We start from the raw sequence: 13193 nt of genomic DNA on the forward strand, positions 1-13193 counted from the left end.
CATGGCATTTAACGTTAAAGCAAGAGTTCTCCTGGAGCTTGGGGCTGAATTGATCAGTACGGACGGCATTGCGCTGTACGAGTTAATCAAGAATTCTGTCGATGCGGGCAGCGAGAGTGTCGAGATTCGAGTCAACGTGGCACTGATGGCATCAGGTTATCGCGTACTGCAATCGAAACTAGCTGCGCTGCCGACAGGTACACGATTGCGACGCGATTGGCTCGAGGCGGCCGTCCGGCAATGCTTCGAGGCGACTGCCTCCGACGAACTTCGCTCGGAATTTGTCCGCCGCCTGGAAGGCTTGGGTTCACAACGTGGCGCAACTGTCGCGGAGGAGTTTTACCGCGAATTCTCTTTCATTGAAGTGGAGGATTGGGGCTGTGGCATGTCCATGGGCGATCTGCGAACTAAGTTCCTGACCGTTGGCACGCCCAATCGTCATCTGGATCGGCAGCGCTTGGGTAGTGCGAGTAGGTTGCTGGGTGAGAAAGGCATTGGGCGGCTCTCTGCTATGCGCTTGGGGCTGTTCACTGGCGTGATCAGCGGCATGGAGGGTGAGGGCCACTGGAACACATTGGATATCGACTGGTCGACCCTTCGTGACACCCCGGACATGGATCTCGATGAGTTCTCACCTGAGCCAGAAAAGGGGGGAGAGAAAAAGACCAGTGCCTCGGGCACACTTATCCGCATCAGCGACTTGCAAAGCGACTGGTCGCTCGCACGCGTTACCGCCCTCGCGCGGGCCGAGTTCTCGAAACTGCAAGATCCATTCGAAACGTCTGGCGTAGTTCTAGATATCGATCTCTCGTTCAATGGGAAAAAGGTCACGGCAGTCGAGGAGATTGATACTGAATGGCTCAATAAGTGGCATGGCCACTTCAAAATGACGTTCGGTTACAAAAGGGTTAATCCCGACGACGAAGAGGATTTGCGTGAAGCTCCAGTACTCAGCGGGACGGCTAAGTTTCGGCTCCCCAAGCCGCCGGATGCCGCAGAGCCATTAGATGTGATTGACCAAAAGGACATTGCTGCCTCAGGAGATGGCCTTTACAGTCTTCTTGCATCCAGTGGATATGCGGTGTCTGGAGGCGGAACCTCGATTAATGACGCACCACGGTTTGCGGGAATCGAGACCCTCGGCCCTTTCACGGCAGAGGGCTTCTGGTTCAACCGGCAGCGGGCTCAACATGAGTTCGGCGACAACTACATTAAATTCAAGACGTGGCTTGAGCAGTGGGCCGGTGGTCTGCTCGTCTACCGCGACGGCTATCGTGTTTATCCCTATGCTGCTCCCGATGACGACTGGCTTGAGCTGGATCAGAGGGCGCTTCGCCGAAAGTCGTTCAAACTGAACCGTGGCCAGTTCGTAGGGTATGTGCGTATCACATCGCTCGGGAATCGAGAACTACGCGATCAGACCAATCGCCAAGGTCTCGTCGATACGCCCGAGAAGCGCGCACTAGTCCAATGCTTGCAGTATGTCATCTGGAAGGAATTAGGTTCGCTAGTAACCCAGCATGAAGAGCGAATGGCAACCAAGTCGCTTACCACCGTGCGCGAAATCGAAAAGCAAGTCACCGAACATGCGAAAGACGCCAAGGTTACGCTGCGAGAACTGGCCAAGCGAGTACCTGATGAACACCAGACCGTCGCCAACCTTCGCGGCTATGTCGAGGAGTTGGAGGCTGCCTGGGCCGCTGCAAAGAAGACCCTGAAGAGACAGGCTAATCAGGCTGACCTCTATTTGCATCTGGCGGGCGTAGGCATGCTACTGGAGTTCGTGATCCATGAACTGAATCGGGTCACCGGCGCCACTTTGCAAGATTTGCAAAAGATGAGCGACAGCGCATTGCCGCCGGGTCTTAAGTCCCTCGCGCGGCAGCTCCAGACGTTGGACAAGCGTCTGCGGATCCTAGATCCGGTGAGCACACCGGGTCGCCAGCGGAAGGAGGATACAGACGTCGTCGAAGTACTGGAGACGCTTCTGGATGCGCATGAGCAGCAGTTTGAAAGGCATCACATCAAAGTGGACCTCCAGCTTAATCCGGAGGGGACACGCCTGATGTCCAAGGTGATCGTCGGCCAGATGTATCAGATCTTTGAGAACCTGATCGTCAATTCCGTTTACTGGTTGAGCCATCACCGGGCGATGAGGCGCTTGGATGGATACGAAGATTTCGAGGCGACGATCAAGATCGAAGTTGATGCCGACGCGCATGCGATAACGTTCCGGGACAACGGGGCCGGCATCGAGTGGGCCGACCGCGAAAAGATCTTTGAGCCGTTCTTCAGCAAAAAGCCCTCGGGCCGCGGCATAGGCCTCTACATCGTCAGAAGCCTGTGCAAGGAAAATGCGATCACTCTGTCGCTGCTTGAGAGAACGGCGGCAGGAACAATTTCTGGTTTCAAGTTCGAGATGCCATAAGGCACGCAAGGGGGAACGATGGATATCGAGGTAGTGGCCGAAGCGGTGCCCCGCAAAGCTGTTCTGATTGATGATGCTTACCTTCGCCCGTCACCAGAGGACGTGAGGAAAAGCCTTCCTTCGCTGAGAAGCTTTCTGAGGAAGGCTCCTGAGGCCAAGGCGTGGTTCGACGCAACCTTTGGGCTTAGCGGTGGCGCGACAGACCGAGGCTATTTCGATCCTCTGCTCGCTGATCCTCAGCGCACGATTGAGCTTTGGGGTCGAAGGGCAGAGTGTCCAGAGAGCCAGCGGCTTTTGGAGGAGGGGATTGCGGATGTGGTTGCTGATGTCGGTCCGCTGAGACTCCCGCTTGAGCAGATCGAAACCACCCTGATCGCACAGAACTGGGAACTGGTTCGTTTTGGCGCATTGCCCGCACTGGATATAGTTCCCGCAGATGCGAGCCTCGTGGTTATTGACTATGTACTCACCTCGGAGACACCGAAGGACATGGCCGCGAAGGTCGATGAGAGCACCCAGTTCCTGCAAAGTCTGGTCCAGCGCGGGCTTACATCCGAGAGGGGCCTGCCCTTGATAGTGCTGGTTTCCAGCCGCCCGGGTGTCGCAAAGGGAGATGCAGAAGCATTTCGCAAGGCTGTCGGTCTGCATGGAGGCTACTTCCACTTCATCCGCAAGATGAATGTTTTGCAAGAGCTTGGGCAACGCATCGACGGGTTCACCGCGGAGGTTGCTGAGCTTGAAAGCTACCGCCGGGTTCACCTGGCGCTAAAAGACGCTCTTCAGAAGGCCTGCGAAGCACTGAAGGCAGACATCGACAGCATAGAGCTACAAGACCTCGCTGCCCTGCATGTTGGGCATCTCATTCATGAGGGCGAGCCCCTCAGTGACTATGTAGGTTGGATGCTTGGACAGGCTCTCACCGTCAAGCTTCAAGAGAGCGTGACGCTGGCTGGCGCTTCTGGCAAGTTGCCCCCGGAGAATCATCGCGTGCTGCTCGGCCACTTGGAGCCAACCCAAGGGATTCCGAAGCTCTTCACCGAAGCCTCGACTGTTCGAACTGCTTCAGGTCAGCACCACAAGCAGACGACTGGCTCGCGAGAGCTTCGTTTCGGCGATATCTTCGTTGGCAAACTCACCCGGAGAGGTAAGAAGGTCGATCTGACTCAATTCCGTCTGGTTCTTAGTCAGACCTGCGACCTTTTGCAGAAGAAGATTACCAACGGCCAGGTCCTGTGCGCAGAGGGCGTGGGCACGGAAGTACCAAACACAGAAGTCGAATTGATGCGATCCACCTTGCGTCAACTGGACGATAAGGGAAGTACGCTCATCCGTTTAGAAGAAGGTGGTGCGTACTATCAGGTCCGGTGGAACGAGGTTAACTTAGTCACCATTGAGCAGACAAAGTTAAAGAAGGAGCAAGGCTTCAGCTACATCGGTCGTCTGAACGAAATATATGCACTTGAAGTACAACACAATGCGCTGAACAAGCTTGGTCGAATCGGCGTCCCTGTCAAGCCTGGCTATAGCTTGGTCTTTGGAGCAGTGCGTCTCAGGGTTTGGGGACCCAAGGTGGAGCATGCGGCACTCGCGAAATCGCGTGACAATAAAACGGTGACGGCCGTGCTCAGGCCTACGCCAAAAAAGCAGATCGCGATTTTGCTGTCGTCGGATATCAAGCAGTGGTTGGTTGAGCAACTCGGTGATTTGCAGGACCAGCTTCCCAAGGAACTGACTGATGCCGCCAAAGAATTGAAAGCCTTGATGGAGTCAGATGGCGACTTCCGTTTCTTCTGCAAACAAGTGGCCAGCGGGGCGCTGCAGCTTGGAACGAACCAAGAAAGAGATAAGAACGGCCAGAAGGAAAAGGAATTAGTCTGGCAGAGCAAACTGTGGGTTGAACTCGGGTCTGCGACAGTCTTTCCCAACCCCACTGCGCCTGCTCTAGGAGCTAGACTGCAAATTGAATTTGATCCCATCCTGTGATCGCTGAAGCGTTTTGCGGCCAATAGAGCTACATATCCAGGCCGCAAAATGCTCTACCTGAATTAAGGCCAGTAGGTGCCAAAGAAGACTCAGGGGCTCAAGCACATGTGACGTCCACTCGGCATGGTCAATTGCTGACGCGCCTATTGAGCGTAGCTTGTCTCCAAGTTCGAGTACGGAGCTCGCGACCACACTGCTCGACGAACATTCCTTTGAACATCTATGAGTGCAGGGGCCAAAGCGATTGTCCGACGAACTTTGTGCGGGTTGCGCACCAACGTTAAATCAATGACTTACCTCTCCATATCTCGACGAACTTTATTACCTGTCGTCAATTTCTGACGACAGGTAATAAAGTTCGTCGGGTAGGAATAAAGTTTGTCGGGCAGTCGTAGCGCGACTGCCCGAGACAAACTGGGGCGGCTCCAGTGTTCTTTTCGTGGCTAAGATGCAGCTATAGCTGTCGGCCCCGCGAAAGGAGCCACCATGAACAAGTCGGATTACGAAGAAGCAAATACCCTACCGCTTACGGTCTGAGCGAACCAGTGTTACAGCCGTCGGCAAGGCCTACGGTGTCAGCGAGGCGTCCATCTACACTTGGCGGCAGAAATATGGCGGCATGGTCACCGACGAGTTACGGCGCCTACGGCAGCTCGAACAAGAGAATGCCCGGCTGAAGAAGCTGCTGGCCGAACGGGATCTCGAAGTCGAAGTGATGAAGGAGATCAACGCAAAAAAGTGGTGAGCGCGCCGGATCCCCGTCGGCAGGTCAGCTACGCCCAAAGCCGGTGTATTTCGATTCGTCGCGCTTGTCGCTTGATGCAGATTGCGCGGTCAGCTGTGCATTATCAGCCGCGCATGGCTGATCGGGATGCATCGGCCCTGGCTGCCAGGGTGATGCTACCGAGCATAAAGTCCCGGTTCAAAGCGACGCGGGAGGCCGCAAAGAACCCCCCGAGAAATTACTGACTTTGTTCTTTCAGTACTGACTTTAATCTTTCAGAACATCTTTCCGCTACCACCCAAACCCCATCGATACCGGTGCTGTCGTCGAGAGCGACGGCATCTACCATGAATCGCACTGAATCTCCCTGGGGAATTCCTTCGTCGACTAGGAAACTGCCTTTGATGATCGTAAAGCTCATGGTTGTCTCCTTCCTATGGATAGAGTGAATGCTAAACGTTGAATTCAGCGGCCGCCGTAGGCGGTCCGCTGGAATGAACGGTTACACGGCTGGGCAGCGTCCTCTCGATGGAAGGGTTAGGCCACACGCCCACCAATGCCGCCTCAGAACCAGTAGTCAGCGACGCATCGACCATCGCGAGGCAGGTCATCGAATGTGTCCAGGCCGTCGAAGTGATCGATGGGAATGTGGGCGACGGCCACAGGTTCAGCCAATCGCAGGTTGACGGCGATTCTTCTGCGGCCTTGTTCATCGAGATGCTTGCCCCGCCAGAAAGCAACACAGCCACAGGTGGGACAAAAGTGAAACTCAAGTGCGTTGCCTCTCGAGAACGGGTAAGTCGTGCCCGAGACCTTAATTCCTTCGTTCTCGTAGTCATACGCCCAGAGAACGCCATATCGTCTGCACGCAGTGCAATTGCAAGCTGTGGCGCCATCGGGCTCTCCTTCAAACGTCCAGCGGGCGGCACCACAGAGGCAGGATCCTTCAAGCATGGTTTTGTCCTCGTAACGTAGGGCAGATGGTCCTGCGCGGCCTAAAGTTTTAAATGAGGTGCGGCAAAGGGCGCTAACCCTTGGGCGCCCCCTCGATGAAAGGGTTAGGCTTTGGGTGCCGTGGCCAATGCTCGCGAACCTAATCAGATCATTTTTTTTGCAGAAGCGACTTGACCTTCTGTTGAATGTCTTCGCAGTTTCTCTTGTACGCATCGGATTCTGGATCCGTAAGCCTGACAAAGCCATTTGCGGTTTCAATGCCGCTTCTGAAGTCCGCTTTGAAGTGCTCGGGCGTGTAGTGCGGCACTTTGGATTGCGCTAGCTCACGGGTTGCCGCGAACTTGAGATTGAAGAGGTTCGTGATCTCGTCCTTCGACAACTTACAAGCTTGGGCGAAGCCAAAGAGTGTGCCGTCTGCCCTTACTTTTGCGACTAGCTCGGACTCGTCGTCTTGATGTGGTTGGGCTAATGCCAGACTATTTGCAAAGAGAGTAAGCGCGACTGCCGCGACCTTGTATCGGTCGTTGGAACGGATGTATGTCTTCATGGTGTAAATGGCTCGAAGAATGAATGAAATGCCAAACAGTTATCCAACGGACGCACAGGCCCGTATTTTGATAAAATGACAGGTGAACAGCGCACTAACAACGCCTTGATTTACATGAATATTTATCTGTCTATCAGTCAATGTGATGTGAGTGCAGACGTGCTACACCACGCTATGCTATCGAATTTAACCAGCCACTAGGCGCGACAATTATGGGGTGACCTTATCCAGGATGTGCATCTTGTAATTTGAGCACATTCTGCCGGAACCCAACCCAGCGAGACATGGTAAATGTGCCGGGGGCACCGCTACCTGATACAGGTTGAGGTCTACTCCTGCAGCGATCCTGACCTGAAGACCGGCTTGGCGATAAAGCCGCTCGACACGCTTATGGTTCACGGCCCATCCCGCTTGCCGGATTTTCAGGTAGATCATGCCGGCACCGTGGCGCCCAGCTAGCTCGACGAACCGTTCGCGCAACGCGATATTGCCGTCGGGCTTGGCGCGGTAGCGGAAGGCACTCGCGCTCATCCGAACGACCCGCCCTCCATGCCATAGCGCATCGGCCACATGGCCAATGGAACTGCGCTGGTTTGGTAGGTTCAGCGGTGGCGGTGGCTGCACCGCGCCCGGCTGGTTAGGCCGCTCATACCGGCGCCGTAGCCACAGGGACAAGCAGCCGTCATGTGGGCCCGCTCAACCCGCTAGCGATTGACCTGCCAGCATTGACGCGACGTACTAGATGCAGCCTTGGTGAAACAAGGCGAGCGCGCTGCTCAAACGGCTGTCTTGCTGCGCCACAGCGTGGTGAGGGCCGGATCAGTCCTTCCCAGCGCTTTCTTGCGCAGGTGAATATCCAGCGCCTGGTTGGCGAGCAGCCGATTGAGCCGGGCGTTCTCCTCTTGAATCGGCTTGGATCGCTTGCCGTCAGTTACGTCTGTGCCACCGAACTTGTTTCGCCAGTTGTAGGACGTCGCATTCGAGGTGCCGTCGGCGGCAGAGCACCGCCGCAACAGCACCGGTCGCAGCCTCCTTCAGGATGGCAATGATCAGCGCTTCGTTGAGTTGAGACTTTCTGGTGAGGGACGCCTGCACCTTTCATGCTGACGCTTTCTTGGTACTCCTCGGTGGGGAGGGACCAAAGGTGCTATGTTGAAGCCATATGCGTCAGCTCATATTGGGCATTGCTTATTCAAGCAAACATGTACGCACACATAAGAAAAGTTCGCGCAGTTCAGGAGGAATAAGTTGATATCGGCTATTGTTTCACTAGCCGCCATAGCGTTCGTCTTATGGTGGTTCAGTAGGCGCATGTTCAAGCGATCTCATGATCCAGCCAGGGTCGAATTGGGCGCTTTGCTACGTAATGCACCAACGCCTCTTCTCTTGATCAATGCATGCGGCACCATCACCAATGCCAACGAATTGGCCGCTACGCTTTGCGGCTACCCATTAAGTGAGCTGATCGGCATGCGGGTTGAGGCCCTGGTTCCTGAGCGATATCGAACCGCACACTCTGGCTTCAGGCATGGTTACCTTCAGGAGCCCCGCACCCGACGTATGGGCGCGGGACAGGAGTTATTCCTGCTGCGACGCGACGGGCGAGAGCTTCCAGTCGAAATAGGCCTAGGACCGTTGGAAACAGGTACCGCCGAGACTCACACGACCATGGTGTCCCTACTTGATCTGAGTGAGCGACTGAACGCCGTCACACGCATGCGTGAGGCCATCGAAGCTTCTCCTATTGCGATTCTGATCTGCAACGAAAAGGGAGCGATTGAGCTAGTCAACAGGGAAGCGGAGTCGCTGTTTGGCTATGCAAGGAGCGCCCTTATCGGCTCGCAGATTGAGATGCTTCTGCCGGAACAGTTGGCCGCCAACCATGGCGAATTGCGAGCCAAATTCAACGCCCAACCCACTGCCCGCTTGATGGGGGCTGGCCGCGAGCTTTTTGCCAGGCATAGCACGGGACGGGAAATACCGGTTGAAGTGGCGTTGGCGCCGTTGTACGAGGGCGAGACTGTGCTTGTACAAGCCACGGTGGTCGACATCAGCATGCGACGGACCCAGGAGGCGGCGATGAAGCATCACACGGAGGAGTTGGCCGCCGCCTCGCGCTACAAGTCGGAATTCCTGGCAAATATGTCCCATGAGCTGCGAACGCCGCTGAACAGCATCTTGATGCTCAGCGAACAATTGAAACTGAACCGCCAAGGTAACTTGAGCGAGAAGCAGAGTACCCATGCTGCTATTGTCCATCGCTCCGCCAGTGATCTACTTCTGCTGATCAACGACATACTGGATCTTGCCAAGATCGAGGCGGGCCGATTGCAGGCGCAATTTGAAGCAACTTCAGTTCGAGAAGTACTAGATAGGCTACGTCATGAATTTCAGCCTCAGTGCCAACAAAAACATCTGCAGTTGGTAACAGAGATAGATCTCCCCCCGGACTTCACGATTGCAACAGACCCGAGGAGACTGATGCAAATTCTGCGTAACCTCTTGGGCAACGCCTTGAAATTTACTGACCAGGGACAGATTGCCATTCGCGCATGCCTGGCTACCCATCAGGAGACTGGCCTATCTATCGCGGTATGTGACACCGGAATTGGTATTTCCGCCGAACTTCAAGACCGCGTGTTTGATGCATTTGTTCAGGCAGATGGCTCTTCGAGCCGGCGATACGGTGGAACTGGGCTGGGATTGGCTATTTCGAAAGAATTGGCAACATTGCTTGGCGGATCGTTGCATTTGATAAGCCACGAACAGGCCGGCAGTACTTTTACGCTGTGGCTACCACTTGATACCAAAATGCCAGAATTCGTGCCGGCTCGAGCCGCGGTGCCTTTAAACACCACACCTGTTCAATGTATGAAGGGTAATGCTGAGGTGCTATTGGTTGAAGATGACGTCCGTAACACGTATGCGATGCTGAGTACACTGGAGGCGGCCGGATACCGAGTTGAGGTGGCAAGCAATGGTCAAGAGGCGCTGGATGTATTTACTCGTATGCATCCCCAAGCAGTGCTGATGGACATGTCGATGCCAGTGATGGATGGGTTTGAGGCAACACGGCGCTTAAGGAGCGACGTGGGTTACAAAGGGCCAATTCTGGCATTGACGGCATTGGCAATGCCGGGAGATCGTGAGCGATGCATCGAGGCCGGTTGCGATGACTACCTCAGTAAACCAATCAGTGAGGCGGATCTGCTAGCGGCCCTGGGTCGCTGTAGCAGTGGGCGCCAGGAGTAATGTCATGCTCACAGAAACTTTGCCCATATTGTTACTGGTTGATGATAAGCCTGAAAACCTGGAATCGCTGGAAGCCGTTCTTGACGATGGTAAGCGCCGCTTCATACGTGTAGCGAGTGGCCAGGACGCTCTACGCATTCTGCTAAACGAAACCATCGCCCTGGTGCTGATGGACGTCGACATGCCAGAGCTGGATGGTATTGAAGCCGTGAAGCTCATGCGTAAGAACAGCCGAACAAGGCATATCCCTGTATTGCTGGTCACTGCGCACGGCGAAGATGAGTACGCCTCGATTGATGGTTTAGAGGCAGGTGCTTTCGATCTAATGCATAAACCTATTCAACCCCGCATCCTGGAGGCCAAGGTCCAGCAATTGTTAAATCAATGGGCATTGAGTGAAACCTCAAAAAGAGAGATGCATGACCTAGCCCAAGTCAATGCATTTCTGGGCGATATTCTTAATACAGTCAATGAAGGTATCTCTGTCGTGGCACCGGATCTGACGCAAATTTATGTCAACCCCGCTGGCAGCCGGCTTCAAGGCCTCACGCAGTCCGAGGTTAAAGGGCAAACACTGCATTGTTGGTCTGACCTGCAAATGGATATGCTACTTGGGGCTTACAGGTCACAGCATGCCATTCATAGCCATGCAGCAAGAATCATCTCCGCCAAGGAGGCGGCACTGCCTGTTCAGTTAAGTTGCGCGCCACTTCCTCAGCAGCAAGGTTGGGTTGTTGCTTATCAAGATATCACCGCGACGCTCACCCTTCAGGAGGAGTTGGCACAACTGATCGTGACCGACACGTTGACTGGTGCTCTTAATCGTAACGGCTTTTTTCAAGCAGTATCGACTGCCGTATCGCGAAGCCTGCGGCATTCGCAATCACTGTACTTGCTTTATATCGATCTGGACTACTTCAAGGATGTCAATGACACCTACGGGCACGCCACGGGAGATATGCTACTGCAAAGCTTCTGTGAACGGCTACGAAATCAGCTACGCACCCATGATGCACTTGGGCGCATAGGCGGTGATGAATTCGCCATCCTGATTGAGGGTGCGCTGAGTGAGACCGAAATATCCACCATTGCAGAAAAACTATTGCGTATCCAGACGCAACCTTATGTCATTGACGGGCACTCGCTACTAGTCAGTGTAAGCATAGGCATCGCAAATTGTCCCGGAGATAGCACCTCTGCTGGCGACATGCTGCGCGCGGCCGACATGGCGATGTACCAAGCCAAACGCAATGGCCGTCAATCCTATCGTCACTATTCAGCAGAGATGAATGCCCAAGTGACGGCCAGGACCATGTTGCGCGAAAGCTTGATGTACGCGTTGGAGAAGGAGCAATTCGAACTGGTATTCCAGCCACAGGTCTCGACCCTTGATGGCCGGATACATGGCATCGAAGCGCTACTTAGATGGCACCATCCCACTGCTGGGACGATATCGCCCGCCGTATTTATCCCAGTGCTTGAAGATAGTGGATTGATCGTCGAGGTCAGCCTCTGGATACTTCGGACCGCATGCGCCCAACGGATGGCCTGGGCAGATATACTGGACGACAGTGTCACCATGGCCGTCAATTTGTCCGCGCGACAATTCTCTGATGAATTAATCTGTAAGCACATTCAGGATGTTATATCAGATACCGGCATGCCTGCGCATTGGCTTGAAGTGGAAGTCACCGAAAGCACGGTGATTGAGGATATCGACAAAGGGCGAAGAATTCTGGAAGACTTGCATAAACTGGGAATTCGCACGGCCATGGATGATTTCGGCACAGGTTATTCTGCACTGGCCTACCTGAAGCAATTGCCGTTGGATGTACTAAAAATTGATCGTCTATTCGTGGCCAACTTGGCGAATGATACAAAAGACCAGGCAATTGCACGTGCCATCATCGGCCTCGCCCATGAGTTGGGTATGACACTCGTAGCAGAGGGGGTAGAAACCCACGAGCAGTACGGTTTGCTTTCATCTATGGGCTGTGAGTTGATTCAAGGCTATCTTTTTTCAAGGCCGATTCCTGCCATAGATTTCGCCAAGCTGGCACTCGGGCAACCCCTGATGAATGTCAGGTAGTGCGTTGTTTACCGGCAGCGCATTCTGGTGAGGTGGCATACAAGGCCCACGTGCATGCAGTGGATGGGCCTTGTTGCACAACGCTCCCGCCTTAGCACTACCCGTAAACCTCGGCCATGACTGGGCCCTCCCAGCCCAGTACAAAACAATCAACGGGCGTGAGTAGGATACCTTGCTAGGGGTGCGCGACTCGCTATCGATGTTGCGGGGGAGGTCAGCGGAGTTAATGGAAGTTGGGCACAACAGGAGAGCCCATCGAGGAATAGCATGACCAGTTCGTTGCCTGGACTCATTCCCCTTGGAAACATCAATTCAGTCAGTACAACACTTCATTCCCAAGTACCCGTCACACCTATTGCCATTACCTGATCTCGCCTTGGCGCAAGCCGCTTTCGCCCGCTACCCGGACATGCAGGGTGAAGGTGACCGGAAAGACTTGTGCCTCCTTCAGTTGGAGCGCTTCGAGAAAGCGCCTCCGATCCTGTCTATCTTGTTTCGGCGGGATGTATAGGTACTTGCCTTCGTGAAGCAGGATTCCATGGGAGATGTCGATTTCCTCATCCGTTGAGATGCCTATGAACCCTTTGATGATCTGGCCGGACACGGTCTGAAATGTGGCAGCAGCGGAGAGTGCATACCGCGCCAGTGGGATGGACGCGGCATTCAGGGGCCTAACCCATGTTTCATCCTGTTCATCAGCCCCCTCTTCGTCTTCGGCGAACTCCCATATTGGAAAAGCCTGGAGGTCTTCTGGTCCAAGCGTATCGATCGGCTTTCGTGTGCTCAGTGTGATTGCCATGTGGATTGGACCTCCAGTATTCCGAGTTGGGTATTCGAACGAGCGCACCGCTCCCCAAGACCCGTGCGCAGGCAACACTACTATGTAGTTCGCAGGTATGACCTGTGACGACGAGGCCAACGTAAGGTAACAAGCTCAACAGCTACCGCACCAAAAGCGTCAGTGTAGCAAGCATAGACTGCATGCGTGCATGCCCTGCCATGGCTCGCCGTGTACATGCGCTATTCGAAGCCCTGGCGCTCCAATCTGCCAGCTAGCGGCGCTAACCAGCGCCCCCACCATTTCGCTTGGCGTCGCCACGCCCACAAGGTGGGCTTGCCCACATCAAATACCTTTACTTGCAATAATCGCCTACTAAGCTCAATGCACACGCAGCGCGTGTCGTGCTTTTGACCATATCCACTTTTCTCGTGCTTG

10 protein-coding genes and 1 pseudogene are annotated in these 13193 nt (G+C 54.5%); 5 read left to right on the forward strand and 6 right to left on the reverse strand.

The window, feature by feature from the left end; translation table 11 throughout:
- Position 1: 1 nt before the first annotated feature.
- The 3 genes from QWZ03_RS16065 to QWZ03_RS16075 all read left to right on the forward strand — a co-directional run bounded on the left by QWZ03_RS16065 (position 2) and on the right by QWZ03_RS16075 (position 5156).
- On the forward strand, positions 2-2428 hold the full coding sequence (locus QWZ03_RS16065; protein ID WP_290333636.1) for a sensor histidine kinase: 2427 nt from the start codon (positions 2-4) through the stop codon (positions 2426-2428).
- A gap of 18 nt (positions 2429-2446) precedes the next feature.
- Positions 2447-4411 carry a hypothetical protein gene (locus tag QWZ03_RS16070; protein ID WP_290333637.1) on the forward strand — a complete coding sequence of 655 codons (1965 nt, stop codon included), beginning with the start codon at positions 2447-2449 and terminating at the stop codon, positions 4409-4411.
- A gap of 514 nt (positions 4412-4925) precedes the next feature.
- Positions 4926-5156 carry a transposase gene (locus QWZ03_RS16075; protein ID WP_290334136.1) on the forward strand — a complete coding sequence of 77 codons (231 nt, stop codon included), beginning with the start codon at positions 4926-4928 and terminating at the stop codon, positions 5154-5156.
- Positions 5157-5373: 217 nt separating this feature from the next.
- Here QWZ03_RS16075 and QWZ03_RS16080 read toward each other — a convergent pair whose 3' ends face one another.
- The 5 genes and pseudogenes from QWZ03_RS16080 to QWZ03_RS16100 all read right to left on the reverse strand — a co-directional run bounded on the left by QWZ03_RS16080 (position 5374) and on the right by QWZ03_RS16100 (position 7655).
- A complete protein-coding gene (locus QWZ03_RS16080) occupies positions 5374-5556 on the reverse strand; it encodes a hypothetical protein (RefSeq protein WP_290333638.1) in 183 nt (60 codons plus the stop codon).
- Positions 5557-5699: 143 nt separating this feature from the next.
- Complete coding sequence (locus tag QWZ03_RS16085; RefSeq protein WP_290333639.1) at positions 5700-6089, reverse strand: GFA family protein; 390 nt, start codon at positions 6087-6089, stop codon at positions 5700-5702.
- A 148-nt stretch (positions 6090-6237) separates the two neighbouring features.
- Complete coding sequence (locus QWZ03_RS16090) at positions 6238-6636, reverse strand: hypothetical protein (RefSeq protein WP_290333640.1); 399 nt, start codon at positions 6634-6636, stop codon at positions 6238-6240.
- Positions 6637-6981: 345 nt separating this feature from the next.
- Positions 6982-7179, reverse strand: a pseudogene (locus tag QWZ03_RS16095) (IS3 family transposase); the annotation flags it as partial.
- 233 nt (positions 7180-7412) lie between these two features.
- A complete protein-coding gene (locus QWZ03_RS16100; protein ID WP_290333641.1) occupies positions 7413-7655 on the reverse strand; it encodes a transposase in 243 nt (80 codons plus the stop codon).
- A gap of 292 nt (positions 7656-7947) precedes the next feature.
- Between QWZ03_RS16100 and QWZ03_RS16105 the strand changes: the two genes are divergently transcribed.
- Together QWZ03_RS16105 and QWZ03_RS16110 are read left to right on the forward strand one after the other, a co-directional pair.
- Complete coding sequence (locus QWZ03_RS16105) at positions 7948-9888, forward strand: PAS domain-containing hybrid sensor histidine kinase/response regulator (RefSeq protein ID WP_290333642.1); 1941 nt, start codon at positions 7948-7950, stop codon at positions 9886-9888.
- Between the two features lie 4 nt (positions 9889-9892).
- Positions 9893-11977 carry a putative bifunctional diguanylate cyclase/phosphodiesterase gene (locus tag QWZ03_RS16110; RefSeq protein WP_290333643.1) on the forward strand — a complete coding sequence of 695 codons (2085 nt, stop codon included), beginning with the start codon at positions 9893-9895 and terminating at the stop codon, positions 11975-11977.
- A gap of 361 nt (positions 11978-12338) precedes the next feature.
- Here QWZ03_RS16110 and QWZ03_RS16115 read toward each other — a convergent pair whose 3' ends face one another.
- On the reverse strand, positions 12339-12776 hold the full coding sequence (locus tag QWZ03_RS16115; RefSeq protein WP_290333644.1) for a hypothetical protein: 438 nt from the start codon (positions 12774-12776) through the stop codon (positions 12339-12341).
- Between the last annotated feature and the right edge of the window lie 417 nt (positions 12777-13193).

Source organism: Chitinimonas viridis (genome assembly GCF_030409555.1).
Lineage (GTDB): Bacteria > Pseudomonadota > Gammaproteobacteria > Burkholderiales > Chitinimonadaceae > Chitinimonas > Chitinimonas viridis.

What these genes read in the sequence shown, in the direction of transcription:
- QWZ03_RS16085 (WP_290333639.1), bottom strand. Translation starts at nt 6,089, where the DNA reads ATGCTTGAAGGATCCTGCCTCTGTGGTGCCGCCCGCTGGACGTTTGAA.
- QWZ03_RS16080 (WP_290333638.1), bottom strand. Translation starts at nt 5,556, where the DNA reads ATGAGCTTTACGATCATCAAAGGCAGTTTCCTAGTCGACGAAGGAATT.
- QWZ03_RS16115 (WP_290333644.1), bottom strand. Translation starts at nt 12,776, where the DNA reads ATGGCAATCACACTGAGCACACGAAAGCCGATCGATACGCTTGGACCA.
- QWZ03_RS16090 (WP_290333640.1), bottom strand. Translation starts at nt 6,636, where the DNA reads ATGAAGACATACATCCGTTCCAACGACCGATACAAGGTCGCGGCAGTC.
- QWZ03_RS16105 (WP_290333642.1), top strand. Translation starts at nt 7,948, where the DNA reads ATGTTCAAGCGATCTCATGATCCAGCCAGGGTCGAATTGGGCGCTTTG.
- QWZ03_RS16070 (WP_290333637.1), top strand. Translation starts at nt 2,447, where the DNA reads ATGGATATCGAGGTAGTGGCCGAAGCGGTGCCCCGCAAAGCTGTTCTG.
- QWZ03_RS16065 (WP_290333636.1), top strand. Translation starts at nt 2, where the DNA reads ATGGCATTTAACGTTAAAGCAAGAGTTCTCCTGGAGCTTGGGGCTGAA.
- QWZ03_RS16110 (WP_290333643.1), top strand. Translation starts at nt 9,893, where the DNA reads ATGCTCACAGAAACTTTGCCCATATTGTTACTGGTTGATGATAAGCCT.